The sequence below is a fragment of the Arthrobacter sp. JDC6 genome (assembly GCF_056484025.1).
The window spans coordinates 1,715,841-1,741,235 of sequence record NZ_CM151278.1; the positions used below are offsets into that span (position 1 = coordinate 1,715,841).

The window sequence follows — 25,395 nt, forward strand, 5'->3', positions numbered from 1 at the left end:
GCCGTTTAAGGAAAAGCGCGGTCCCGGCATGGAAAAGCCGGGACCGCGCTTTTTTGGTGCCCGACTGCAGGGTGCCCGTTCCGGACGCCGTGAAGCCCTAAAACAAAACAGCCTCCGGTTTGTGTTTCCACAAACCGGAGGCTGTTTTCCCAGTGGTGCACCCCCCGGGACTTGAACCCGGAACCCATTGATTAAGAGTCAATTGCTCTGCCAATTGAGCTAGAGGTGCATCTTTTTTGCTTCCATCCCCGGGCTTTTTCTTTCCCGTTGATCTCCGCAACGACATGAAACTCTACACGAACTTTTGGTGCAAGTGAAATCGGCCCGGGTGGCGGTGCGTGAATCACTGGAATGGGCGCAAAACCAGCACGAAATCAGGGTTTTCGTTGTTCGTCAGCAGCCACAAACCTCCCTGCGGGGTCCGAATCACGTCGCGGATCCGGCCGTATCCGCCTGTGAAATAGGCCACAGGGGTGCCCGCCTCTGTCCCGTTGAGCGGCACCGTCCACAGGCGCTGCCCCCGGAGGGCACCCAGATAGGCAACGCCCCCGGCTATCTCCAGTCCGCTGGGTGAAGAATCGCTCGTCGACGGCCACACCACTTTTGCATCCTGGAACTCCGCCCGGTGCGGTGCGCCGGTGACCAGCGGCCAGCCGTAGTTGGCGCCCGGCACAATCAGGTTCAGTTCGTCGTCCACGTCGGGTCCAAACTCGCTGGCCCACAGCCTGCCGGCGTCATCCCAGGCCAGGCCCTGGACGTTCCGGTGGCCCAGGCTGTAGGTGGCGTTGCCGAAGGGGTTGCCCGGGGCGGGGCTGCCGTCGGGCGTAAGCCGAAGTATTTTTCCGCCCAGGGCGTTGGGGTCCTGCGGCTGCCCGCGGCGCTGGGCGTCGCCGGTGCCCACGTACAGGAGGCCGTCCGGGCCAAAGCGGATCCTGCCGCCGTTGTGGGTGGTGGCTTTTGGGATTCCTGAAAACACAACCTGGGGCTGGCCGAGCGCCAGGGAACCATCGCCATTGGCCTTGACGGTAAGCCGGATGATGCGGTTGTCCTCCTGTGCGGTCAGGTAGGTGTACAGCAGGTGGTCCGTGGCGAAGTGCGGGGACAGTGCCAGGCCAAGCAGGCCCCCTTCCCCGGCGGGGACCACGCCCGGGATTTTGCCAAGCGTTGTGGCTTTTCCTTCCCGGACGGCCTTCAGGAGCGCTGTGTCCCGCTCGGAGATGATGGCGGTGCCGTCCGGAAGGAAGACCGCCGCCCAAGGGATGCTCAGCTGCAGGTCCAGCCGTTCCTGCACCGCCGGTACGGGGGCAGAAGAAGCGGAAGGGGCAGGGGCGGTAGAGTGTGGGGGAACAACGACGGCGGTTTCCGGCGGGGTGCCGCGGCTTGCCGTGCCTGTGGCCGGTGCAGGCGGCCCGGGGGTCCCCGTGCAGGCGGCAAGCGCCAGGGACAGGGCCAGCGCCAGGCACGATGCCAGCACCCTGGATGAGTCCAGGCAAGGAAGGCCCGCCGCAACGCGGCGGGCCTTCCTCCTCTTAGAGCCGTTTGCGCCGGGGCGCGCGGAAGCCGGCGGCCTCCGCGTGTGCGGCAGATTCAAACCAGACTTCCGCCCGGATCTGCTCATAGTCGGGATGTCCTTCTTCGTAGTAGACCATCGCGGCGGCATCGCCCTTCACGGTGTAGTCCGCCGGTCCGCTCCCATCGGGGCCCGGCGCGGCCGAACCTGCGCCATAGGGCTCATCTGCTGCGAGGTGTCCGGCCGGCTCGACGGCAGCCATACTCTGTGCCTGAGCGCCCTGGGCGTGACCGCCTTGTGGCGGCGCGCCCTGCCCGGCCGCTGCCACGCCCTGCCCGGCCGCGGGCACGTCCTGCCCGGCCGCGGGCACACCCTGGTCCTGGCCGGAGGGCTGGTGGTGATCCGCCCCGTTCTCCACCAGGGCGGAGGACTGGGTGCGGTCCAGTGTTTCGGCCGCTGCGGCCTGTCCCCCGGTGCCATCGGCGGCTGGCGGCACGGCCGGCTCCTGGTGGGCCGGTGATGCGGACGTGTCGGCGTGGTGCCGTGGCGCGTGCCCGCCGGCCGGCTGCGCTGGCGCCGCGCCGCCGTCGTCCGTGCCTTCCAGTGCAGCCGTTTCAGCGCCGGGAAGCGTGGGGGCGTGCGGTGCCGTGTACTCGTCATGGTGGACCGGGCGGGTCGCCGGGGGTGAAGCCTGCCCGGACGGCGCCCCGGCGGGAGCTCCGGCCTGTGCCGGCTGTTCCGCGGGAGTTCCGGCTGCACCTGCGGCGGAGGAGCCTGACCCGGAGCCGGCCTCGGACCACTGGGTTTCCCACTCGGCCTGGTCTGCCGCCTGGTTCTGTGCCTGGTCCTGGCTGCGACCGTCCCCGTCCTCTGTGCTGCCGGGTGATGTGCTGCGGGGCGACGTGCCGCCTGCCAGAGTGCCGGCGCTGGATGCAGCGGCGGAATCAGCCGGTTCCTCAGCGGTGGGAAGGACGGCCGGTTCGGCGGGCTTTCCGAACCCCGCCGCCGTGGGGATGCCGGTGGTGCCCGCAGCCTGGGCGGAGGCCGCGGCACTGCCGCCTTCGAGCGCTCCATCGGTCCGGACCCTGTCCGTCCCTGCCCCCGCCGATGATCCGCCGCGCTGATTGGCGGACCTGCTGCGGTTCACCAGCCAGCCGATGATGATGATGACGATAACGACGAGAATGATCCAGAAAACAATGTCCATGGCAGGCCTTTCGGTCCAAGTGGCTCGGTGTCCTGTCCCCGACGCTACGTCGGGTCACCACTGCTGTCCAGAGATCCCGCGCCACGCCGGGGGAGTCATGGCCGTGAAGCTCCTGCGGCCGGCCGGGACCCGGCATGCGCTGCGGCGAGTCTCGAAATATGAGACGAATGTCCACTATTTGACAACCATTTCCGTGCCTTTTAGCCCAACCTCTGCGCAGACTGTCGTTTCCGCGACGGTCCGAGCCCTAGACTTTCCCCTATGAGTGACGCCCAGACCGCCTCCGAGACCACGCCTGACATCAAACCCCGCAGCCGCGTCGTGACCGACGGGATCCATGCGGCCCCCGCGCGCGGCATGTTCCGGGCGGTCGGGATGGGCGATGACGACTTCGCCAAGCCGCAGGTGGGCGTGGCGAGTTCATGGAATGAGATCACCCCCTGCAACCTCTCACTGAACCGGCTTGCGCAGGGCGCCAAGGAAGGCGTCCACGCAGGTGGCGGGTTCCCCATGCAGTTCGGCACCATCTCCGTCTCCGACGGCATCTCGATGGGCCACGAGGGCATGCACTTCTCCCTGGTTTCCCGCGAGGTCATCGCCGACTCCGTTGAGACCGTCATGCAGGCGGAACGGATCGACGGTTCGGTCCTCCTGGCCGGCTGCGACAAGTCCCTGCCCGGCATGCTGATGGCGGCGGCCCGACTGGACCTTGCCAGCGTGTTCCTCTACGCCGGCTCCATCATGCCCGGCTGGGTCAAGCTCGAGGACGGCTCCGAGAAGGAAGTCACCCTCATTGACGCCTTCGAAGCCGTCGGCGCATGCGCGGCCGGCAAGATGAGCATGGAGGACCTCACCCGCATCGAAAAGGCCATCTGCCCCGGCGAAGGCGCCTGCGGCGGGATGTACACGGCCAACACCATGGCCTGCATCGGCGAGGCCCTGGGCATGTCCCTGCCCGGCTCGGCCGCACCGCCCTCGGCAGACCGCCGTCGTGATGAGTTCGCCCGCAAGTCCGGCGAAGCCGTGGTCAACCTCCTGCGCAAGGGCATCACGGCCCGCGACATCATGACCAGGGAGGCCTTCGAGAACGCCATTGCCGTCACCATGGCCTTCGGCGGCTCCACCAACGCCGTCCTGCACCTGCTGGCCATTGCCCGCGAAGCCGAGGTTGAGCTCACCCTTGACGACTTCAACCGCATTGGCGATAGGATCCCGCACCTGGGCGACCTGAAGCCTTTCGGCCGCTACGTGATGACCGACGTCGACAGGATCGGCGGCGTGCCGGTGATCATGAAAGCCCTGCTCGACGCCGGCCTGCTCCACGGCGACTGCCTCACCGTCACGGGCAAGACCGTTGCGGAAAACCTGGAAGCGATCAACCCGCCGGACGTGGACGGAAAGATCCTCCGCGCTTTGGACAATCCCATCCACAAGACCGGCGGCATCACCATCCTTCACGGCTCCATGGCGCCCGAAGGCGCCGTCGTCAAGAGTGCCGGATTCGACGCCGATGTCTTCGAGGGAACCGCCCGCGTGTTCGAGCGCGAACAGGGCGCCCTGGACGCGCTGGACAACGGCAAGATCCAGGCGGGCGACGTCGTCGTGATCCGCTACGAAGGACCCAAGGGCGGCCCCGGCATGCGCGAAATGCTCGCAATTACCGGCGCCATCAAGGGGGCAGGCCTGGGCAAGGACGTCCTGCTGCTCACCGACGGCCGGTTCTCCGGCGGCACCACCGGCCTGTGCATCGGCCACGTTGCCCCGGAAGCGGTCGACGGCGGCCCCATCGCCTTCGTGAAGGACGGTGACAGGATCCGGGTGGACATCGCCGCCCGCAGCTTCGACCTGCTGGTGGACGACGCAGAACTGGAAGCCCGGAAGGTGGGCTGGGAGCCGCTCCCTGCCCGCTACACCAAGGGCGTGCTCGCCAAGTACGCCAAGCTGGTGCACAGCGCCAGCCAGGGCGCCTACACCGGCTGACGGGTGATCCCTTCCCAAGTGATGCGGCGCGGCCGCCGCATCACTTGGGGCCCTCGGGATCCCCCTTATTAAGCCCTGCCGCCTGTGCGGTTGGGTTTCGGTCGGTCCTTCCGAGATAGGATCAAAGAGTGGACAATGGGGTCCACATGGTGAGATAGGGTTGTCGCTCGTTGACACCTGTCTCACCGAGAGGGAAGACTGAACGCATGACTTTCGTTACCGCCGGCACCGTCGTCGTCCTTACCAAGCGCGTGGCACATTAGCCTCCACTGGTAACGAACCGTCACGCGCGAAACCCCTCACAGAGCCACCCGGCTGAGGGGTTTTTTTATTTCCCTCAGCCAGAAACCACAGAAGATCCACAAGGAAGAGTCCGATGAGCAAAGGATCGCCCATCAGCCCCTCGCTGATGGCCACCAAGTCCGCTGGAGCCGCCAAGGCTCCGGAACGCGCCGACCGGACGGCTGACCACGCCGCCGTCGTCGCCGACCTTGCTGCCGTCTCTCCTGTCCTTGGGCCGAACAACGTCGTACCCCCGACGGTGATGACCGGCTCGCAAGCAATCGTCCGCTCGCTCGAAGAACTCGGCGTCGACGACATTTTCGGTTTGCCGGGTGGCGCGATCCTGCCCACCTACGACCCCTTGATGGCCTCCACCATGAACCACGTGCTGGTCCGTCACGAACAGGGAGCCGGCCACGCCGCGCAAGGCTACGCCATGGTCACCGGGCGGGTTGGCGTCTGCATCGCCACCTCGGGCCCCGGGGCCACCAACCTCGTTACCGCCATCATGGATGCCCACATGGACTCCGTGCCGCTGGTGGCCATCACCGGCCAGGTGTCCAGCGGCGTCATCGGCACCGACGCCTTCCAGGAAGCCGACATCGTGGGCATCACCATGCCCATCACCAAGCACTCCTTCCTGGTGACCGACCCCAACGACATCCCGCACGTCATGGCCGAAGCCTTCCACCTGGCTTCCACCGGCCGTCCGGGCCCCGTGCTTGTCGACGTCGCCAAGGACGCCCAGGTGGGCCAGATGACGTTCTCCTGGCCGCCGAAGATCGACCTGCCCGGCTACCGGCCGGTCACCCGCGGCCACAACAAGCAGGTCCGCGAGGCGGCCAAGCTCATTGCGGCGTCCACCAAGCCGGTACTGTACGTGGGCGGCGGCGTGGTCAAGGCACACGCGTCAGCTGAACTGCTTGCACTCGCCGAAGCAACCGGGGCACCTGTCGTCACCACCCTGATGGCCAAGGGCGCATTCCCGGATTCGCACCCGCAGCACGTGGGCATGCCCGGCATGCACGGCACCGTTTCCGCCGTCACGGCCCTGCAGCAGTCCGACCTGCTGATCACCCTCGGAGCCCGCTTCGATGACCGCGTGACCGGCGTGCTGAAGACCTTCGCGCCCAACGCCAAAGTCATCCATGCGGACATCGACCCGGCCGAGATCTCCAAGAACCGCACCGCCGATGTGCCCATTGTGGGGTCCGTCAAGGAGATCATCCCGGAACTGACCGAGGCCGTACGCAGCCAGTTCGAGGCCTCCGGCGCCCCTGACCTGACCACCTGGTGGGCCTTCCTTAACAACCTCAAGGAAACCTATCCGCTGGGCTGGACGGAGCCTGACGACGGCCTCATCGCACCGCAGAAGGTCATCCAGCGGATCGGCGCCCTGACCGGGCCTGAAGGCGTTTACGTGGCCGGCGTGGGCCAGCACCAGATGTGGGCTGCCCAGTTCATCAAGTACGAGCGCCCCCACGCATGGCTGAACTCCGGCGGCGCGGGAACCATGGGCTACGCCGTGCCGGCGGCCATGGGCGCCAAGGTGGGCGAGCCGGACCGGGTGGTCTGGGCCATCGACGGCGACGGCTGCTTCCAGATGACCAACCAGGAACTGGCCACCTGCGCCATCAACAAGATCCCCATCAAGGTTGCTGTCATCAACAACTCCTCGCTGGGCATGGTGCGCCAGTGGCAGACCCTCTTCTACGAGGGCCGCTACTCCAACACCGACCTCAACACCGGCCACGACACCGTCCGCATCCCGGACTTCGTCAAGCTGGGGGAGGCCTACGGCTGTGCCTCGTTCCGCTGCGAACGCGACGAGGACATTGACGCCACCATCCAAAAAGCCCTCGAAATCAACGACCGCCCCGTGGTTATCGACTTCGTGGTGAGCCCCAACTCCATGGTGTGGCCGATGGTGCCCGCCGGCGTGAGCAACGACCAGATCCAGGTTGCCCGCAACATGACCCCGGAATGGGAAGAGGAAGACTGAGCATGAGCCGCCACACACTCTCCGTCCTGGTTGAGGACAAGCCCGGCGTCCTGACCCGCGTGGCCAGCCTGTTCGCCCGCCGCGCCTTCAACATCAACTCCCTGGCCGTTGGCCCCACCGAAGTGCCGGGCGTATCCCGCATGACGGTGGTGGTCGACGCCGACGGCGACCTCATCGAGCAGGTCACCAAGCAGCTCAACAAACTGATCAACGTCATCAAGATCGTTGAGCTGACCCCAGAATCTTCCGTACAGCGCGACCACATCCTGGTCAAAGTACGTGCGGATGCCGCAACACGTCTGCAGGTAACCCAGGCCGCAGACCTGTTCCGTGCCTCAGTGGTCGACGTCTCCACCGACTCCGTCGTCATTGAGGCCACCGGCCACCCCGAAAAGCTCACGGCACTGCTTTCAGTGCTGGAGCCCTTCGGCATCCGCGAAATTGTGCAGTCCGGCACCCTGGCCGTTGGACGGGGATCCCGCTCCATGAGTGACCGGGCGCTCCGCTCCGCCTAGGCACCTGCCCAAGGCGGGCCCCGCGCCCGTAACCGCAGCACCGCAAGACCACTATCTACAACCACTCAAGAGGAGTTACGCAAGTGACTGAAATGTTCTACGACGACGACGCCGATCTGTCGATCATCCAGGGCCGCAAGGTTGCCATCGTTGGCTACGGTTCCCAGGGCCACGCCCACGCGCTCAACCTGCGCGATTCCGGCGTCGAGGTCGTCATCGCCCTGAAGGACGGCTCCAAGTCGACCGCCAAGGCGCAGGATGCAGGCTTCACGGTCAAGAACGTTGCCGACGCCGCCGAATGGGCTGACGTCATCATGATCCTGGCGCCGGACCAGCACCAGCGCGCGATCTACAACGACTCCATCAAGGACAAGCTGACCCCCGGCAAGGCACTGGCCTTCGCCCACGGCTTCAACATCCGCTTCGGCTACATCCAGGCACCGGAAGGCGTTGACGTCATCCTGGTGGCCCCGAAGGCTCCGGGCCACACCGTGCGCCGCGAGTTCGAGGCCGGCCGCGGCATCCCGGACATCATCGCCGTCGAGCAGGACGCGTCCGGCAACGCCTGGGAGCTGGCCAAGTCCTACGCCAAGGCCATCGGCGGCACCCGCGCGGGCGTCATCAAGACCACCTTCACCGAAGAGACCGAAACGGACCTCTTCGGCGAGCAGGCTGTCCTCTGCGGCGGCGTTTCCCAGCTGATCCAGTACGGCTTCGAGACCCTCACCGAGGCCGGCTACCAGCCGCAGATCGCCTACTTCGAGGTGCTGCACGAGCTCAAGCTCATCGTCGACCTCATGTGGGAGGGCGGCATCGCCAAGCAGCGCTGGAGCGTCTCGGACACCGCAGAATACGGCGACTACGTCTCCGGCCCGCGCGTCATCACCCCCCAGGTGAAGGAAAACATGAAGGCCGTCCTGGCCGACATCCAGTCCGGTGCCTTCGCCAAGCGCTTCATCGAGGACCAGGACAACGGCGGCGTGGAGTTCAAGGAACTGCGTGCCAAGGCCGAGCAGCACCCCATCGAGGCTGTCGGCCGCGAACTGCGCTCCCTGTTCTCCTGGCAGCAGCAGGACGTCGACTACGTGGAAGGCTCCGCAGCCCGCTAAGGCTGCCAGCCCAACCACATAGACCGCAACGGTGAGGCCGGGTTCACACTTAACAATGTGAGCCCGGCCTTTCCGTCGGCCTAGACTTGTTTCCATCCCCAGGACTGCAACGCAGAGGATCAGCCGTGTCAAAACCCGTAGTACTGCTCGCCGAAGAACTTTCCCCCGCCACCGTCGAGGCCCTTGGCCCGGACTTTGAAATCCGCCAGACCGACGGTGCCGACCGTTCCCAGCTGCTTTCTGCGATCAGTGACGTAGACGCCATCCTGGTCCGCTCCGCCACCCAGGTTGACGCCGAAGCCATCGCTGCGGCCAAGAACCTGAAGGTCATTGCCCGTGCCGGCGTGGGGCTGGACAACGTGGACATCAAGGCCGCCACCCAGGCCGGCGTCATGGTGGTCAACGCGCCCACGTCCAACATCGTGTCCGCCGCTGAACTCACCGTGGGCCACATCCTGAGCCTGGCCCGCCACATCCCGCAGGCCAGCGCCGCCCTCAAGGACGGCGAATGGAAGCGCTCCAAGTACACCGGCATCGAGCTGTTCGAAAAGAAGATCGGCATCATCGGCCTGGGCCGGATCGGTGCCCTGGTGGCAGCCCGCCTGAAGGGCTTCGACACCAAGATCCTTGCCTACGACCCCTACATCACCTCCGCCCGCGCCGCGCAGCTGGGCGTGCAGCTGGTGACCCTGGACGAACTCCTGGCCCAGTCGGACTTCATCACCATCCACATGCCCAAGACGCCCGAGACGGTGGGCATGCTGGGCGCTGACGCGTTCAAGAAGATGAAGAGCACCGCCTACGTGGTCAACGTGGCCCGCGGTGGCCTGGTGGACGAGGAAGCCCTCTTCACCGCCCTCCAGGACGGCGAGATCGCCGGCGCCGGCGTGGACGTCTTCGCCAAGGAGCCCAGCACCGACCTGCCGTTCTTCAAGCTCGACAACGTGGTGGTGACCCCGCACCTGGGCGCCTCCACCGACGAAGCCCAGGAGAAGGCCGGCGTCTCCGTGGCCAAGTCCGTCCGCCTCGCCCTCGCCGGCGAGCTGGTGCCGGATGCCGTCAACGTTGCCGGCGGCGTCATTGCCCCCGACGTCCGCCCCGGCATCCCGCTGATCGAGAAGCTGGGCCGCATCTTCACCGCGCTGACCCACGCCTCCCTGACCCAGTTCGACGTCGAGGTGGCCGGCGAAATCTCCTCACTCGACGTCAAGGTCCTGGAACTGGCCGCGCTGAAGGGTATCTTCGCCGACGTCGTGACCGAACAGGTGTCCTATGTCAACGCCCCGGTGATCGCCGAGCAGCGCGGCATCAACGTCCGCCTGATCACCACGCCGGAGACCGAGTCCTACCGCAACGTCCTGACCCTGCGCGGCGCCCTCAGCGACGGCAGCCAGATCTCCGTGGCCGGCACCCTGACCGGTCCCAAGCAGATCGAGAAGCTGGTGGGCATCAACGGCTTCGAGGTTGAGATCCCCATCAGCGAGCACCTCGTGGTGGTTGCCTACACCGACCGCCCCGGCGTGATCGGAACCATCGGCCACATCCTGGGCATGAACAACATCAACATCGCCGGCATGCAGGTGGCGCGTTCCAACGAGGGCGGCCAGGTCCTTGCCCTGCTGACCATCGACAGCTCTGTGCCGCAGCAGGTGCTGGACGCCATCAAGGCAGGCATCGGCGCTGAGATGGTCCGGGAAGTGGACCTGGAAGACTAACGCGACACACCGGCCGAAACGCCGCTGCCGCCCCTCCGCAAGGCCTCGTCCACTGCGGAGCCACGTATGATTGGCCGGTCTGCTTACAATGGCTTGGTCCTGATTCAGGACCGTAGCCGGCAGACCGGCCAATACCTTTTGCACATCCGTCCGTCATTGTCCACGTCTGCCCGGGCGGATGGAAGTGTGCGCACGCAATCCAGGTTTCAGGGAGTTCCATGAACGCCGTCCAGAGGTTCATCAGAAGCAGGGTGCTGCTGTTGACCGCGGCCATCTTGATCGCAGCCATGTGCTTGTCGGTCCTCGTTCAAAGCCAGTCACAGGCTGCGCTCAACCGCACGGTTGATGAAAACTCGAGGGGGCTCTACGACATCCTGGTCCAGGCCAAGGCACCCTCCGGGGCCCTCCTGCAGCCCGAGATCGCCAACGGCGCCGGCGGCATCGGCTTCGACCAGCTGGACTCCATCCGGAAGCTGTCCGGCACGTCCGTGGCGGCCCCCATCAGCCTGGTCTCGCGGGTCACCCAGAACCTTGAGACGCCCCGGCTCGACGCCATGGACTACCTCGGCTACAACGCCGGGCTGGCCGGCACCGCCACCGCGGACCAGGCGGCGGGTGCCACCTCACCGGACAAGTGGCCGGCCGCTGAATCGGTCCTGACCGATGCCGCCAAGAAGTACCGGCTGACCGCCAGCGCAGTGAGCTCTGACGGCAACTCGGAGCAGACCCTCTTCAAGACCACCGCCGAGGGCACGCTGGGCAAGGCCCGGCTCGTGGAGGAAAAGGCCCAGGGCGGCAGCAGCATCCGCATCGCCCCGGCGGCGGGGGAGACCGGCATCAAATTCCCCGCCCCCGCCGGCGGCTCCGAGCACAATCTCTTCAACCTTTCCGTCGCCCTCCCGCTGGCTCCCGAGGTCACCGAATCCGTGGTGGCAGTGGACCCGGCCGCTGAACGGGCCCTGCTGGGCTCCGCGGGCGACTTCCTGGCCCCGTTGGAGAAGGCCCCGCCCGCCGACGCACGCGACGCGGGCGCCGTGGGCCGCTACCTGGAAGGCCTCTTCACCAACGGCATCAGCATGGACCAACTCAAGGAAGGTCCGGACTTCCTGGGCGTCAAGCTCAAGTACTGGGCTCCGCTGATGACCCAGTACCAGCAGGCCAAGCGCACCGGCCAGCTGACCAGCGGCTCGCAGGCCGTCCCGCTGATCGTGCGTTCCGGAACATCCCTGGACCTGAAGTACAACGTCAAGATCGAGGAGATTGACGACGCCGGCAAGGTAGTCAAGGACGTCGGCACCGTGTCGAAGTCCCTGGGCAAGGATTACCTGCCGTTCGTCTCGAAGGACCCGTTCGTTTTGTCATGGCCGGGCTCCACGGACCACTCGTCGCTGCTGGGCAACAACGGCAACTTCAACGCGGGCCTGTACACCCCGGCAAAGTGGAGCACCAACTTCGCCGGCGCCCCCAAATACAACGACAGTGACACAGCGGCCAACGGTGCCGTGGACAAGACCGCTGTTCCCGGCGAATGGGTCACCGTCAACCGCCTTCCTGACAAGGCCGCCAACGGCGCGCCCGTTGACCAGACCCAGCGGAACCCGGTGGACGAGCGGTCCTACCGGGACAACCTGTCCACCGGCCAGCAGCAGGCGGCAACGCCGTTGCCCATGGTGTACGGCACGTTCGACCCCGCCGCTGTCGAGGCGGCCTCCGGGGACGTCAACAAGCTCCCGCTGGGCGGCTACGACCCCACGCCGTTCACGCTGGTCAAGGATGCTGCCGGCAAGGATGTTCCCGCAGCAGACCTGAAGCCCTCGTTGAGCGCCACCGGGCTGGCCAGCCAGTCCGCCGGTGCCATCACCGACTACTACGGACTCGCAGCAGCGCGCGGCTACAAGCAGAACGCCGCCGTCATCGACGCCGTGCGCGTCCGCGCCAAGGCGCCGGGCAGCTGGAAGGACGCCCAGCCCGAGGTGGAGAAGCTCGCCGCCGAGATCAGGGACATGGGCCTGGACGCCACCGTGGTGGCCGGTTCGGCGCGTGAGGACACCAGCATCTTCGTTCCCGGCTACTCCAAGGACGGAGCCGGCAAGGAGTCCGCCCTGGGCACCGTCCAGCAGTCCTGGGTCCGGCAGAACGCTGCCGAAGCCGTGGCCGGAGCACTGTCCGGAACGAACATCACGCTGCTGTTCCTCACCCTGTGCGGCGCCGCCCTGCTGACGGGGGCCTCCACCGTGAGCTACATCCGGAAACGGCGCAGCGAGGCAGGAACCCTGCGGGCCATGGGCTGGACCCAGCGGCGGATCCGCAGCTGGGTACTTGAGGAATTCGGCGTCGGGGCCGTACTGCTCGCCGCCGCCGGCATCGTGCTGAGCCTGGTGAGCTGGAGCCTTGCCACCGCACTGGTGTGCGCCGCCGTCCTGGTCCTGTACTGCGGCGCGGCCCTCTTCGCCGCGCAGCAGCTCCGCCACCGCGACGTGATCGACCAGGAGCCGCAGCACGACGAACGGCTCATCCCGGTGGATTCGCCGCTGACCTTCGCCAACCGGCAGCTGAGCACCAACAAGTTCAACACGTTGTCCCTGGCGGTTGCGGTCGGCGTCTTCGGTGCCGCCGTCGGCGGGCTGATCGCCCTGCTGATCGACATCCCGCGGGCAGCGGGTGCAAGCGCGCTGAGCGGCCTGGCGGCGGCCAGCGTCACCCTGCCGAGCATCCTGCTGGCGCTTGCGGGGGTGGCCGTGGGACTGGTGCTCACCCTGGTGACAGGCCGCTTCGAGCTCAACGCCAAGCGGCAATACCTTGGCATCCTCCAGGCGATGGGCTGGAACCCTGACATGCTCCGCCAGGTCCGTTTGTTCGAGAACGCACTGGTGGGAACCGTGGCCCTGCCGCTGGGCGTGCTGGGCGCCCTGGGCATCGGCCTGCTGCTGGCACCCTACGCGGCCATCTGGGCCGCCGTAGCCGGCCTGGTGGCTGTAATTTGCTGGATACCTATTGCAACGAAAGTGGTCCAATGACAAACCCGACGAACCTCCAGCGCAGCCGCAGGAGCGGCTCCAACGAGGTCCCCCTGCAGACCCGGGCCAACACCATCGTCAAGTCGGCCGACCACGCCACCCCGCTGGAGATGCGCGACATCACCATCCGCTATGGCGGTGGAAAGGGCGGCGCCGAGGCCGTGAGCGTGGTGGAAGGCTTCGACCTGACCCTGCACGCCGGCGAAATGCACTGTGTGGCCGGCCGAAGCGGCTCCGGCAAGACCAGCATCCTGACCGTCGGCGCGGGACTCACCCTGCCGACGTCGGGCCGCGTTTTCTGGGAAGGCGATTCGCTCGAAAGCATGGGCGACGACGAAATCGCCGACCGCCGTCGTGCACTGATCGGTTATGTGGACCAGGGCGGTGCCCTGATCGACGGCATGAGCGCACTGGAGAACGTGCTCCTGCCTGCCGTTCCGGACGGCGAAGTGGACCAGCGGCGCGACATGGCCAAGGACCTCCTGGACCTGGTGGGCCTTGGCCGGCGGATGCGGCACCGTCCCGCCCAGCTGTCCGGCGGTGAACGGCAGCGCGTGGCGATCGCCCGCGCCCTGATCCTGGGCACCAGGGTCCTGGTGGTGGACGAGCCCACCGCCAGCCTGGACCGTGCCTCTGCCAACCGCATTATCAGTATCCTGAAGGACACCACCTCTGACGGGATCGCCGTCCTGGTGGCCTCCCACGACCACGAACTGGTCCGGCTGAGCGATACCCTGACAGAACTGATCTAGCCCCGCCCACTCCGCACTGAAGGTAACCGTCCGAACGTGACTGCTCCAGAAAAAACGCCGTTCTACATCACCACGGCCATCACCTACCCCAACGGTGTGCCGCACATCGGCCATGCCTACGAGTACATAGCCACCGACGCCATGGCGCGCTTCAAGCGGCTGGACGGTTATGACGTGATGTTCCTGACCGGCACGGACGAGCACGGCATGAAGATTGCCCAGACCGCGGAGAAGGAGGGCGTCACGCCCAAGGAGCTGGTGGACCGGAACGCGGAGGTCTACATGGCCGCGCACGCCGCGCTGGGCATCAGCTACGACCGCTTCATCCGCACCACGGACGAGGACCACTACGCTGCCTCGCAGGCCATCTGGAAGAAGATGGAAGCGAACGGGGACATCTACCTCTCCAAGTACGAGGGCTGGTACTCCGTCCGGGACGAAGCCTTCTATGGCGAGGATGACACCGTGGTCAAGGACGACGGCGTGCGCTACTCGAAAGAGACGGACACTGAGGTGACGTGGACGGCGGAGGAGAGCTACTTCTTCCGGCTGTCCGCCTACCAGGACAAACTGCTGGCACTGTATGAATCCCACCCGGAATTCGGCGCGCCGCAGTACCGGTTCAACGAGGTCATCAGCTTCGTCAAGCGCGGGCTGGAGGATCTGTCCATCAGCCGGACCACGTTCGACTGGGGCGTTCCCGTGCCCGGCAACGACAAGCACGTCATGTATGTCTGGGTGGACGCGCTGACCAACTACCTCACGGGCGTCGGTTACCCGGATGTGGACTCGGACAAGTTCCGGAAGTACTGGCCCGCCGACGTCCACATCATCGGCAAGGACATCTCCCGGTTCCACGCCATCTACTGGCCCGCCTTCCTGATGAGCGCAGGGCTGGATCTGCCCAAGCGGGTCATGATCCACGGGTTCCTGCACAACAACGGGGTCAAGATGTCCAAGTCCCTGGGCAACGTGGTGGCTCCTGCCGATTTCGTTGCCCGCTATGGGCTGGACCAGGTGCGGTTCTTCTTCCTCCGCGAAGTCCCGTTCGGGGCCGATGGCAGCTACAACCACGAGGCCATCGTGGGGCGCATGAACGCGGACCTGGCGAACAACTTCGGCAACCTCGCACAGCGGTCGCTGTCCATGGTGGCGAAGAACTGCGGCGCCTCGGTTCCCACCCCCGGAGAGTTCACGGCTGCGGACCAGGCCATCCTTGACCAGGCCAACGGCCTGCTGGACGCCGCCCGCGCCGCCTTCGACAAGCAGGAATTCAGCCGCGCCCTGGAAGCTGTCTGGGGCGTGCTGCACCACACCAACGCCTACTTCGCCGATCAGGCGCCCTGGGTCCTGCGGAAGACCGACGTCGAACGCATGAACACCGTCCTGTACGTGACCCTGGAGGTCCTGCGGATCGTGGCCATCCTGGCCCAGCCGGTCATGCCCAACGCCACGGCCAAGCTCCTGGACGCCCTGGGCCAGGCAGAAGGTGAAGCCCGCCAGTTCGCCGCCATCGCCAGCCCGATCGTCCCGGGAACGGCACTGCCGGCTCCCACTCCTGTGTTCCCCAAGTTCGAGGAACCGGCCGAAGCCTGAGGTTCCGGCGCACGAAAGGGCAGGTGAGGCGGACTTCCGCGCCACCTGCCCTTTCCCGTTCCGGCGCCCTGGCCCGGCCGTCGGCGGGCTATGCGGCGGCAAGCCCCTGGACAGGCGACAGCCGTGCCGCACGCCGGGCAGGAATGACCGACGCCAGCAGGCCGGCGACCACGGCCACGGCCAGTACCCCCAACAACTGCAGCCAAGGGACGGAGGGTGTGACCTCGGCCAGGCTGCCGAGGGCGGACCGCGCCCCCAGCCAGCCATAGACGCTGCCCAGGACAGCACCAATCACTGCGGCGACGCCGGCCACCAGGGCTGCCTCAAGGGCCAGCATGCCCCGCAGCTGGCCTTTGGTAAGGCCCAGCGCCCGGAGCAGGGAGTTCTCCCTGGTCCGTTCGAGCACGGACAGCGACAGTGTATTGGCCACGCCGATCAGCGCGATCAGCACCGCCACCCCCAATAGGCCCGTGACCACTAGGAGCAGTACGTCGATGACCTCATTGAAGGTGACCCGCTCTATGGCGGCGCCGCTGACCGCACCCGCGGACACGCCTGCTGCCTGGGCAACAGCGGACTGGATGTCCTTGATCCGGTCTGCGGACAGCGGTGCGCCGCCGGGAGCGTCCGCCAGGCGCAGCCAGACGGCACTGGCCGCGGGGCCGGTGCCATCGGTCCGCGCACTGTCTGTTGGGGCAACGCCACTGCCCGTCAGGCCCGACTGGCGGGCGGTGTCGGTGGACACCAGGGCCGGGATGTTGCGGGTCCGCAGCACCACGGCTTCCAAGGTGGCCCGTCCGGCGGCGCCGTTGACCTCAACGGATCCGGCCGGGGAGCCTTCGGGCAGGTAGATCCTGCCCGGTTCAAGGGTAATAGTGGTGTCGCGGAGCAGCCGGCCGGCCTCCGCCGCGTCGAGGGCATAGACGGGGCTGTCCATGCCTTCGCCGGCCATGGTGCCTGCTACCGGCAGCAAGGCCGCAGTAGCGACGCCGTCGATCCGTGCTACTGCGTCACGCTCGAGGGCTGTCAGTGCACCCCCGGTGATGGCCATATCCACGGGGTAGGTACCGGCGAGGGCGTCATCAAACGCCTGGCGGGCAGTGGCAGCCCCGGTCATCATGAGGGACACCAGCGTGACGCCGATCAGGAGGGCGGCAGCGGTGACGGAAGTCCGGGCCGGGTTGCGGACGGCATTGAGTGCGGCCAGCTTCCCGGGGACGCCGGCAGGGGAGGCCAACCGTCCCGCCAGGCCCACCAGCTGCGGGACGAACAGGGTGGCGCAGAGCAGGACTCCGACGAAGGAGAGCACGCCGCCGGCGAAGGCCACCACCAGCATCACGCCCGCGGCGCCGAGGGCCAGCAACGGAATACCAAGGGCAAGGGCGGCAAGGCCCAGCACCAGTCGCACTCGGCCGCGCCGGTTCCCGATTCCGGCATCGTCAGCCGGCCGCAGGGCAGCAAGCGGAGCCACGGCCGTGGCAGCTTTCGCGGGAACCAGGGCGGCGCCCAGGGTCAGGAATGTGCCTACTGCCAGCCCCGCAATGACGGACGACGACGGGACGGCCATGGTGGCAAACGCCATGTCCGGCTGCGTCCCGGCCCAGCCGATCAGGGCAGCCATCAGGGCGACGGCGGCGAGCACACCAGCCGCAGAGGACACCAGGCCCACCACCAGGGCTTCGGCCAGGACCGAGTTGCGTACCTGGCTCCGGCACGCCCCCAGGCACCTGAGCAGCGCCAGTTCCCTGGTGCGTTGGGCCACCAGCACCGCGAAGGTGTTGGTCACCACCAGGCCGGAGACAATCAGGGCGACCCCGGCGAACGCCAGCAGGATGATTGTCAGTTCATCCTGGCCTCCGGTCATCATCGCCACCTGGGCGGTGACCTGTTCGTCTGCTGTTTTGACCTGCGCGCCTGCGCCGACGCCGGTGAGCGCCGCCAGCACGTTCTTGCTGGTTGTGGCGGCGTCGGTGCCTGAAGCCAGGGCCAACTGGATGGTCCCGTAGCCGGCGCCGGCGTCGGTACCACCTTGCGGGTCCCGGGCACCGGCTGCCAGGGCACTGACGGCCGGTGTCCCGGCGACGATCTGCGGGAGGGCAGAGGTGAAGGGGTCGTTGCTGCCGCGAAGGATCCCGGTGACGGTCATGGCCACGGTTGTGGCGCCGTCGGGGGCCCTGAGGGTCAGGGAGTCGCCGACGCGCAGCCCATAGCGGGCGGCGGCAGCCCTGTCCACCGCAACGCCGTCAGCACTCTCCGGGAGGGCGCCGTCGGTCACGGCCGCGGTTTCCAAGGCCATCGGCGCCAGGTTCCGGGCCTGCGCAAACACCTCCTGGCCGCCGGCGGTGAACTCGGCGTACGCCTCCATCCGGCCATAGGCCTCGGTCACGCCAGGTACCGCACGGACTGCTGCCAGGGCGGCATCATTGAAGGTTCCCGTGTCCGGGGTGGCGATGAGGCCGGCCTTGCTGTAAGCCTCTCCGAGGCTGGCACCCAGCGAAGCACGGGTACTCGCCCCCATCATCAGGGTGGTGGACAGGAACGCCACTGACAGCATCACCGCCAGGCCGACGGCAATGAACCGGCGGCTGTGGGACTGGAATTGCGAGAAGGCAACGCGCAGCACGATCAGCCTCCCAGCTTGCCGAGGGCAGCGAGGACGGACCCGGCGGTGGGCTCGGCGATCTCGCCCACCAGACCGCCGTCACTCATCAGGACCACGCGGTCGGCGTAGCTGGCCGCCACCGGATCGTGGGTGACCATGATGATCGTCTGGCCCATTTCCCGGCTGCTGCGGCGCAGCAGTGCCAGGACCTCGCCGCCGGCGGTCGAATCAAGGTTGCCGGTAGGTTCGTCCCCGAACACCACGTCGGGCCGGGTCAGCAGGGCCCGGGCCACGGCCACCCGCTGCTGTTGACCGCCGGAGAGCTCGTGCGGCCGGTGCCGGAGCCTGTCCTTAAGGCCAAGCGTGGCCACCACTGTGTCGAACCAGGCGGTGTCGGTGGCCTTGTTTGCCAATGCCAGCGGCAGCGTGATGTTCTGTTCGGCTGTCAGCGTCGGCACGAGGTTAAAGGCCTGGAAGACAAATCCGATCCTGTCGCGGCGAAGAGTGGTGAGCTGCTTGTCGTTCAGGGCCGTGATGTCCGTCCCGCCCACCAGGATCCGTCCGGAGTCCGCGGTGTCCAGGCCGGCGAGGCAGTGCATCAGGGTGGACTTTCCGGAGCCGGAAGGGCCCATTATTGCGGTGAAGCGGCCAGCATCGAATGTGACGCTGACCTCACGCAGGGCGCTGACGCGGGTGGCGCCGCGGCCGTACGTCTTGGCCAGGGAGAGGGCCTGCACGGCGGGAGCGGAGGTGATGTTTTGCCTGTTAAAAGCAGTATGGGCATGCGCGGAAGTTGTCATGTTTCCACGCTATGGCCGCACCCGGCGCCCGGGGATCGGCCGGTGGTCTGGTCCTGCCGGGGCCGGCCTCATACCCAGGTCTGAGACCACCGCGCCAGGCGTCAGCCCCCGGGAGTGACAACCCCGGTCTCGTAGGCGAGCACGACTGCCTGGACCCGGTCCCGTGCCCCAAGCTTGGCCAGGATGTGCCCTACATGCGTTTTGACGGTTGCTTCGGAGACAAACAGGTCTGCCGCGATCTCAGGGTTGGATCGCCCTTGTGCCATGAGGGTGAACACTTCGCGCTCGCGGGCTGTGAGCCGTTCGACGGCCTCGTGGTCCTCGGGCCGTTCGTTGCCGTGCGCGCGCAGCAGCGGAGCTACGTGGTCCAGGAGCCGGCGGGTGGTGGAGGGGGCGATGACGGCGTCCCCGCGGTGGACCGTGCGGATGGCTTCCAGCAGTTCCTCCGGCGGGGCGTCCTTCAGGAGGAAACCGCTGGCGCCGGCTTGGATGGCCGCCAGTGCGTACTCGTCCAGATCGAAGGTCGTGAGCACCACGACGCGAAGTTCAGCCCTGGCTGACCCGGCGGGGGCGGAAGCGGCGCGTTCGATAAGCCTGCGGGTGGCCTCGATGCCGTCCATTCCCGGCATGCGCACGTCCATCAGGACGACGTCGGCGGCTGCTGCTCCGAGGGCCTGGAGTGCCTCGAACCCGTTTCCGGCCTCGACCACGACGTCAAGGTCCGGCTGGGAGTTGATCAGCATGCTGAATCCCGAGCGCACCAGTTGCTGGTCATCGACCAGCGCCACTCGGATCGGAGCGGTTGTGTCGCGGTCTAGTGGCAATGTCATGCTCAAGCCTCGGTGTAGGGAAGGAAGGCCGAAACCTGGAAGCCCCCGCCCGCGGCCGGGCGGGCCGCCAACGAACCATCGTAAAGGCTGATCCGTTCCCGCATGCCCCGCAGCCCGTTACCGCCGTCTTCCCCGCCACCCACCGCCGGATGGGCAGCAGCGCCCCGGCCGTCGTCGTGCACTTCGAGCTGCAGCCCGCGTGGCTGCCACCGCACCAAAACCCGGGCCCGGGCCCGCGGACCTGCATGCTTGAGGACGTTCGTCAGGGATTCCTGGAGGACCCGGTATGCCGTGAGTTCGGCGCCCGGAGGCAGGGTGCGCCGCGGCGATCCCAGCTGTTCGACGTCCAGCGGCAGGCCGGCCGCACGGAACCCCAGGAACAGCTCATCGAGGTCCACAAGTCCGGGCAACGGGCGGGTGGTGGACTCATCGCCGTGCCGCAGCACACCCAGCAGTCGGCGCATTTCCGCCAACGATTCCCGTGCCGTGGCGGCGACGGTGGCCAGCGTTTCCGTGGCCACGGCAGGGTTGGCTGCCGCGGCGTATCGTGCACCGTCGGACTGGGTGATGATCACGGACAGGGAATGCGCCACGATGTCGTGCATCTCACGGGCAATGTGGGCGCGTTCATCGGCGGCGGCCAGGGAGCGTTCCTGCTGTTGTTCGGTTTCGAGCCGACGGGCACGGTCCGCGAGGGTCTGCAGCTGCTGACGGCGGACGCGTGTCAAGTCCCCGAGGGTCCAACTGAACAACACCAGCATCCAGATCAGTACGGTGTACACGGCACTGATGGTGAGGCCCAGCACGCCCGTTTGGGCCGTGCTGCTGAGGTTTCGGGTGGTCAGCAGCACGCCGCCCAGCAGGCCCAGGCCAAGGACCGACCGGCTGGCCCAGGCAGGACCGTAGGCGGCAACGGCATAGATGATCAGCGGAACAGCCATCAATCCCGCCAGGGGCTCCAGCCCGGACGCCCACAACGCCAGGGATGCCAGCACAATGGCGCCCGCCGCGGGCACCGGCCGGGTGCGTCGCCATGCCAGCGGCACCACCAGTGCGCTCGACAGCACGAAGTGCCAGGGTCGGTCCGCGATGAGGTACACCGGGCCGCAGAAAAGCAGGAGCGCCAGCATGAGGACCAGGTCCACCCGGAAGGTGTTGACCCGGAGCCAGTGATAAGCCTTGTGCCGTAATTCCACCCCGAAACTCTATGCTGATGCGGTGGCGGGTGCCTCATGCCTGGGGCTGATCGCTGTACACGTCCGGGACTCCAACGCCGCCGACGGACCCGGTGTCCGGAATATGGGACGGCTTGACCAGCATATGGATGGTCTGGCTACCCTGAAGACATGAGCGCATCCTCCATCGATCTTGCAGTTATTCCCGGCGACGGCATCGGCCCCGAGGTCATTGCCGAGGCCCTTAAAGTCCTGGAAAAGGCTGTTGCGGCGGAGGGCGTGGAGCTCAAGCCCACGCATTACGAACTCGGCGCCGAGCACTGGCTTCGCACCGGCGAGACCCTGCCGGACGCCGTCCTGGCCGACCTGAAGACCCGCGACGCCATCCTCTTCGGCGCGGTGGGCGCCGCCCCCGGCGACACCCGGATCCCGTCCGGCATCATCGAGCGTGAGCTGCTCCTCAAGCTCCGGTTCAGCCTGGACCACTACGTCAACCTGCGGCCTTCCCGGCTTTACGGCACGGTCGGCAGCCCCCTGGCCAACCCCGGCACCATCGACTTCATCGTGGTCCGCGAAGGCACCGAAGGGCCCTACGTCGGGAACGGCGGCACCCTGCGTGCGGGCACCCCGCACGAGGTAGCCACCGAAGTTTCCCTGAACACCGCCCACGGCGTGGAGCGCGTGGTCCGTGACGCCTTCCGACGCGCCAGCGCACGGGAACGCAAGCACGTCACCCTGGTGCACAAGCACAACGTCCTGGTCTTCGCCGGCCACCTCTGGAAGCGCACCGTCGAAGCCGTCGCCCAGGAATTCCCGGACGTCACGCACGACTACCTGCACGTGGACGCCGCCACGATCTTCATGGTCACGGACCCGTCCCGCTTCGATGTCATCGTCACGGACAATCTGTTCGGCGACATCATCACCGACCTCGCCGCTGCCATCACCGGCGGCATCGGCCTGGCCGCCTCCGGCAACATCAACATGGACCGCACGGCGCCGTCCATGTTCGAACCGGTCCACGGTTCCGCGCCGGACATCGCCGGCCAGGGCAAGGCAGATCCCACCGCGGCGATCCTCTCCGCGGCCCTCCTGCTGGACCACCTGGGCTACACGGACGCCGCCCGCAGGATTGAAGCTGCCGTGGTTGCCGACGTCGAAAAGCGTGACGGCACCGCACGCAGCACCACGGCCGTGGGCGACGCCATCACCGCCGGCCTTTAGCCCGCGCCGGGTCATCCGGCATCGGGCGTAAGCTTGTCTCGAATCACCAAATGCCGCCCCGCCGTTCAGCGCTGAACGAGGTGGCGGCCGATCGTGGAGGAACCATGACCCAGACCGCCCATGGCGTCGAATTCACCCGGCAGCCTTCGGCCAACCCGAAGTCCGCCGAAGAGCGTGCAGCCATCCTGGCAAACCCGGGATTCGGCAACTACTTCACCGACCACACCGCAATCGTGGACTACAGCGTGGACGCGGACGGCAACGGCGGCTGGCACGATGCCCGGATCGAACCCTACGGTCCGATCGTCCTGGATCCTTCCGCCGCCGTCTTCCACTACGGCCAGGAGATCTTCGAAGGGTTGAAGGCCTACCGCCACGCGGACGGGTCCATCTGGACCTTCCGCCCGGAGGCGAACGCGGCGCGGCTGAACAAATCCGCCCGCCGGCTGGCCCTTCCGGAACTGCCGGCCGAGTATTTCCTCGGCGCCATCCGCGAACTGGTGGCAGTGGACAAGGAGTGGGTCCCCTCCGGCGACGGCGAGGCCCTGTACCTGCGGCCGTTCATGATCGCCACCGAGGCCTTCCTGGGCGTCCGCGCCGCCCGCGAGGTGTCCTTCCGGGTGATCGCCTCGCCTGCCGGCAACTACTTCGGCGGCGAGCTCAAGCCCGTATCCATCTGGATCTCCCGGCAGTATGCCCGCGCCGGCCGTGGCGGCACCGGCGACGCCAAGTGCGGCGGCAACTACGCGGCTTCGCTGATCGCGCAGCAGGAGGCCGAGGCCAACGGGTGCAAGCAGGTCCTGTTCCTTGACCAGGCCAACGACAACGCCGTGGAAGAACTGGGCGGCATGAACGTGTTCTTCGTCATGAAGGACGGCTCGCTGGTAACGCCCGCGCTCACCGGGACCATCCTGGAAGGCGTCACCCGGATGTCCGTCATCCAGGTGGCCAAGGACATGGGCCGCGAGGTTTCCGAGCGGAAGATCACCCTTGACGAGTGGCGTGACGGCGTGGCCTCCGGTGACATCACCGAAGTGTTCGCCTGCGGCACGGCAGCCGTCATCACTCCCATCGGAGTCCTCAAGGACGCCACCGAGTTCATCGGTTCCGAGGACGCCAAGGCGGGGGAGGCCACCATGGCCATCCGCGAAAAGCTCTTGGGCATCCAGACCGGCACGGAGCCGGACACCCACGGCTGGCTGACCCGCCTGGCATAGCCCGGCAGTTTTCAATGTACGACGGCGCCTGCCGGACTTGGGTCCGGCAGGCGCCGTTCTGCGTTCCGGCCAACAGGCATTCCTGGGCTGGTTCGCAGATCCTGACCTTGAAGGCGTGGTTGTGCGAACAAGCTGCTGACTGTTGCGGGGTGGATGCCGGCACACCGACGCGCTGCGGGGCTGGGGTGGGGCAGCGCCGGATGCAAGGATGGACCGGTGACCTCAGTTTCCGGCCCCCGGCTGCAGCGCGGCTCCGGGCTCACACAGTTCATCCTGGCACCCAACCCCGGCCCCATGAGCCTGGACGGCACCAACTCCTACCTCCTGCGTGCCCCTGGCCATTCCTCCGTGGTGGTCGTGGATCCCGGTCCCCGGGACGAAACGCACCTGAACGCACTGGCCGGGACCGCCGCCGTCGAACTGATTTTGGTGACCCACCGGCACGCGGACCATACGGCGGGTTCCGCCCGCCTGCATGAATTGACGGGCGCGCCGGTCCGGGCGGCGGAGCCCGGCCACTGCCACGGCGGCGGAGTGCCGCTGGTCCATGGAGAGGTGATCCAGGCCGCAGGGCTGGAGATCGTCGTCCTGGCCACGCCCGGCCACACCTCAGACTCCGTCTGTTTCCACCTGCCTGCGGACGGGGACCATGGATCGGTGCTGACGGGCGACACCGTCCTTGGCCGCGGCACCACCGTCCTGGATTATCCGGACGGCACGCTGGGCGACTACCTGGCATCCCTGGACCGGCTCGAAGCGCTGGGGCCCGCAACCGTCCTCCCGGCCCACGGCCCGGTGCTGCCCTCCCTTGAAGCCATCGCCCGGGACTACCGGACACACCGGGAAGAACGGCTGGCGCAGATCCGCGCCGCGCTGGACCGGCTGGGCCAGGATGCAGCCGCGGGGGAGGTGGCCGACGCCGTCTATTCCGACGTCGAGCCTTCCGTCCGGCGTGCCGCCGAGCTGTCCGTGGCCGCGCAGCTGTCCTACCTGCGTGGCGGCGGCAGCGCGGGCCAGGCGGCACCGGCGGGACGGTAGGGTAGGAGCCATGCGTATTGCCAGGTTTGTAGTCGATTCCGATCCCCTGTACGGCGTTGTGGAAGGTGAACCGGGCAGTGAGGAAATCACTGTCATCCACGGCGACCCCTTCTTCCATGGCGTGGAGCGCACATCCGTGCGCCACAAGCTGGAGGACGTCCGGCTGCTGGCGCCGATCATCCCGCGGAGCAAGGTGATCGGCGTTGGCCGGAACTTCGTGGATCACGCCCATGAACTCGGCAACGAGGTCCCCGCCCAGCCGCTGCTCTTCCTGAAGCCCAACACCGCAGTCGTGGGCCCCAACGACCCCGTAGTGCTGCCGGAGTTCTCCGAAGAGGTCTCCTTCGAAGCTGAACTCTGCGTGGTGATCGGCCGGATCTGCAAGGACGTGCCGGAAGACCGCGTGGACGATGTCATCTTCGGCTACACGTGCGGCAACGACCTCACGGCCCGCGACGTCCAGAAAACGGACCTGCAGTGGACCCGCGCCAAGGGCTTCGACACCTCCGCGCCGCTGGGGCCCTGGATCGAGACCGACCTGGACACGGAGGACCTGCGGATCCAGGGCAGGCTCAACGGTGAAGTGCGCCAGGACGGCAGCACCAGCCAGATGATCCGCGGCGTGCGCGAACTGGTGTCGGTGGTATCGCAGGCGTTTACCCTGCTGCCGGGCGACGTGATCATGACCGGCACGCCCGCCGGCGTGGGCCTGGTCAAGGAGGGCGACCGCTTCGAGGTGGAAATCGAGGGCATCGGACGGCTTTCCAACCCCATCGTCCGCCGCTAGGCCTGTCCGGCCGGCGGAAGGCCGGACCCGGCCAGGC

The 25,395-nt window shown here is 67.2% G+C and carries 18 protein-coding genes and 1 tRNA gene; 12 read left to right on the top strand and 7 right to left on the bottom strand.

The window, feature by feature from the left end; genetic code table 11:
• Positions 1-153: 153 nt before the first annotated feature.
• The 3 genes from ACV095_RS08015 to ACV095_RS08025 all read right to left on the bottom strand — a co-directional run bounded on the left by ACV095_RS08015 (position 154) and on the right by ACV095_RS08025 (position 2,717).
• Positions 154-229: transfer RNA gene (locus tag ACV095_RS08015), tRNA-Lys, on the bottom strand.
• 114 nt (positions 230-343) lie between these two features.
• On the bottom strand, positions 344-1,474 hold the full coding sequence (locus tag ACV095_RS08020) for a PQQ-dependent sugar dehydrogenase (protein WP_478223245.1): 1,131 nt from the start codon (positions 1,472-1,474) through the stop codon (positions 344-346).
• 55 nt (positions 1,475-1,529) lie between these two features.
• Complete coding sequence (locus tag ACV095_RS08025; RefSeq protein ID WP_478223246.1) at positions 1,530-2,717, bottom strand: sunset domain-containing protein; 1,188 nt, start codon at positions 2,715-2,717, stop codon at positions 1,530-1,532.
• A gap of 261 nt (positions 2,718-2,978) precedes the next feature.
• On the opposite strand from ACV095_RS08025, the gene ilvD reads away from it, so the two are divergent.
• From ilvD to metG, 8 genes are all read left to right on the top strand, one after another.
• Complete coding sequence (ilvD, locus tag ACV095_RS08030) at positions 2,979-4,697, top strand: dihydroxy-acid dehydratase (protein WP_056387922.1); 1,719 nt, start codon at positions 2,979-2,981, stop codon at positions 4,695-4,697.
• A gap of 376 nt (positions 4,698-5,073) precedes the next feature.
• Positions 5,074-6,981 carry an acetolactate synthase large subunit gene (locus ACV095_RS08035; protein ID WP_018768341.1) on the top strand — a complete coding sequence of 636 codons (1,908 nt, stop codon included), beginning with the start codon at positions 5,074-5,076 and terminating at the stop codon, positions 6,979-6,981.
• Between the two features lie 2 nt (positions 6,982-6,983).
• Complete coding sequence (gene ilvN, locus ACV095_RS08040; RefSeq protein ID WP_018768340.1) at positions 6,984-7,496, top strand: acetolactate synthase small subunit; 513 nt, start codon at positions 6,984-6,986, stop codon at positions 7,494-7,496.
• 83 nt (positions 7,497-7,579) lie between these two features.
• The gene (gene ilvC, locus ACV095_RS08045) at positions 7,580-8,605 is read left to right on the top strand and encodes a ketol-acid reductoisomerase (protein WP_026265624.1); all 1,026 of its coding nucleotides are present in this window, start codon (positions 7,580-7,582) and stop codon (positions 8,603-8,605) included.
• Positions 8,606-8,730: 125 nt separating this feature from the next.
• Positions 8,731-10,320: a phosphoglycerate dehydrogenase gene (serA, locus tag ACV095_RS08050; protein ID WP_018768338.1), complete on the top strand. Its 1,590-nt coding sequence runs from the start codon at positions 8,731-8,733 to the stop codon at positions 10,318-10,320.
• A gap of 218 nt (positions 10,321-10,538) precedes the next feature.
• Complete coding sequence (locus tag ACV095_RS08055; protein WP_018768337.1) at positions 10,539-13,337, top strand: ABC transporter permease; 2,799 nt, start codon at positions 10,539-10,541, stop codon at positions 13,335-13,337.
• Positions 13,334-14,089 carry an ABC transporter ATP-binding protein gene (locus ACV095_RS08060; protein WP_018768336.1) on the top strand — a complete coding sequence of 252 codons (756 nt, stop codon included), beginning with the start codon at positions 13,334-13,336 and terminating at the stop codon, positions 14,087-14,089. Before ACV095_RS08055 ends, ACV095_RS08060 begins: the two co-directional genes overlap by 4 nt.
• Positions 14,090-14,125: 36 nt before the next feature.
• Entirely contained in the window at positions 14,126-15,685 is a 1,560-nt protein-coding gene (gene metG / locus ACV095_RS08065) for a methionine--tRNA ligase (RefSeq protein ID WP_018768335.1), read from the top strand.
• Positions 15,686-15,773: 88 nt separating this feature from the next.
• On the opposite strand, the gene ACV095_RS08070 is transcribed toward metG, so the two are convergent.
• The 4 genes from ACV095_RS08070 to ACV095_RS08085 all read right to left on the bottom strand — a co-directional run bounded on the left by ACV095_RS08070 (position 15,774) and on the right by ACV095_RS08085 (position 21,113).
• Entirely contained in the window at positions 15,774-18,308 is a 2,535-nt protein-coding gene (locus ACV095_RS08070) for an FtsX-like permease family protein (protein ID WP_478223247.1), read from the bottom strand.
• 2 nt (positions 18,309-18,310) lie between these two features.
• The gene (locus ACV095_RS08075) at positions 18,311-19,087 is read right to left on the bottom strand and encodes an ABC transporter ATP-binding protein (protein WP_056387913.1); all 777 of its coding nucleotides are present in this window, start codon (positions 19,085-19,087) and stop codon (positions 18,311-18,313) included.
• A 101-nt stretch (positions 19,088-19,188) separates the two neighbouring features.
• Complete coding sequence (locus ACV095_RS08080) at positions 19,189-19,917, bottom strand: response regulator (protein WP_186447731.1); 729 nt, start codon at positions 19,915-19,917, stop codon at positions 19,189-19,191.
• Between the two features lie 2 nt (positions 19,918-19,919).
• Positions 19,920-21,113 (bottom strand): sensor histidine kinase, encoded by a 1,194-nt coding sequence (locus ACV095_RS08085; RefSeq protein ID WP_478223248.1) that lies wholly within the window; start codon positions 21,111-21,113, stop codon positions 19,920-19,922.
• 150 nt (positions 21,114-21,263) lie between these two features.
• Between ACV095_RS08085 and ACV095_RS08090 the strand changes: the two genes are divergently transcribed.
• The 4 genes from ACV095_RS08090 (at position 21,264) to ACV095_RS08105 (ending at position 25,358) form a co-directional block, all read left to right on the top strand.
• Positions 21,264-22,316, top strand: coding sequence for a 3-isopropylmalate dehydrogenase (locus ACV095_RS08090; RefSeq protein WP_478223249.1), 1,053 nt, complete (start codon positions 21,264-21,266; stop codon positions 22,314-22,316).
• 104 nt (positions 22,317-22,420) lie between these two features.
• Positions 22,421-23,533: a branched-chain amino acid aminotransferase gene (locus ACV095_RS08095; protein ID WP_134163871.1), complete on the top strand. Its 1,113-nt coding sequence runs from the start codon at positions 22,421-22,423 to the stop codon at positions 23,531-23,533.
• A gap of 216 nt (positions 23,534-23,749) precedes the next feature.
• The gene (locus ACV095_RS08100) at positions 23,750-24,571 is read left to right on the top strand and encodes an MBL fold metallo-hydrolase (protein WP_478223250.1); all 822 of its coding nucleotides are present in this window, start codon (positions 23,750-23,752) and stop codon (positions 24,569-24,571) included.
• A 10-nt stretch (positions 24,572-24,581) separates the two neighbouring features.
• Positions 24,582-25,358 carry a fumarylacetoacetate hydrolase family protein gene (locus tag ACV095_RS08105; protein WP_018768326.1) on the top strand — a complete coding sequence of 259 codons (777 nt, stop codon included), beginning with the start codon at positions 24,582-24,584 and terminating at the stop codon, positions 25,356-25,358.
• Positions 25,359-25,395: the final 37 nt, after the last annotated feature.

Coding starts and splice junctions, on each gene's coding strand:
- ACV095_RS08025 (WP_478223246.1), bottom strand. CDS start 2,717: ATGGACATTGTTTTCTGGATCATTCTCGTCGTTATCGTCATCATCATC.
- ilvD (WP_056387922.1), top strand. CDS start 2,979: ATGAGTGACGCCCAGACCGCCTCCGAGACCACGCCTGACATCAAACCC.
- ACV095_RS08035 (WP_018768341.1), top strand. CDS start 5,074: ATGAGCAAAGGATCGCCCATCAGCCCCTCGCTGATGGCCACCAAGTCC.
- ilvN (WP_018768340.1), top strand. CDS start 6,984: ATGAGCCGCCACACACTCTCCGTCCTGGTTGAGGACAAGCCCGGCGTC.
- ACV095_RS08055 (WP_018768337.1), top strand. CDS start 10,539: ATGAACGCCGTCCAGAGGTTCATCAGAAGCAGGGTGCTGCTGTTGACC.
- ACV095_RS08060 (WP_018768336.1), top strand. CDS start 13,334: ATGACAAACCCGACGAACCTCCAGCGCAGCCGCAGGAGCGGCTCCAAC.
- ACV095_RS08075 (WP_056387913.1), bottom strand. CDS start 19,087: ATGACAACTTCCGCGCATGCCCATACTGCTTTTAACAGGCAAAACATC.
- ACV095_RS08080 (WP_186447731.1), bottom strand. CDS start 19,917: ATGACATTGCCACTAGACCGCGACACAACCGCTCCGATCCGAGTGGCG.
- ACV095_RS08090 (WP_478223249.1), top strand. CDS start 21,264: ATGAGCGCATCCTCCATCGATCTTGCAGTTATTCCCGGCGACGGCATC.
- ACV095_RS08095 (WP_134163871.1), top strand. CDS start 22,421: ATGACCCAGACCGCCCATGGCGTCGAATTCACCCGGCAGCCTTCGGCC.
- ACV095_RS08105 (WP_018768326.1), top strand. CDS start 24,582: ATGCGTATTGCCAGGTTTGTAGTCGATTCCGATCCCCTGTACGGCGTT.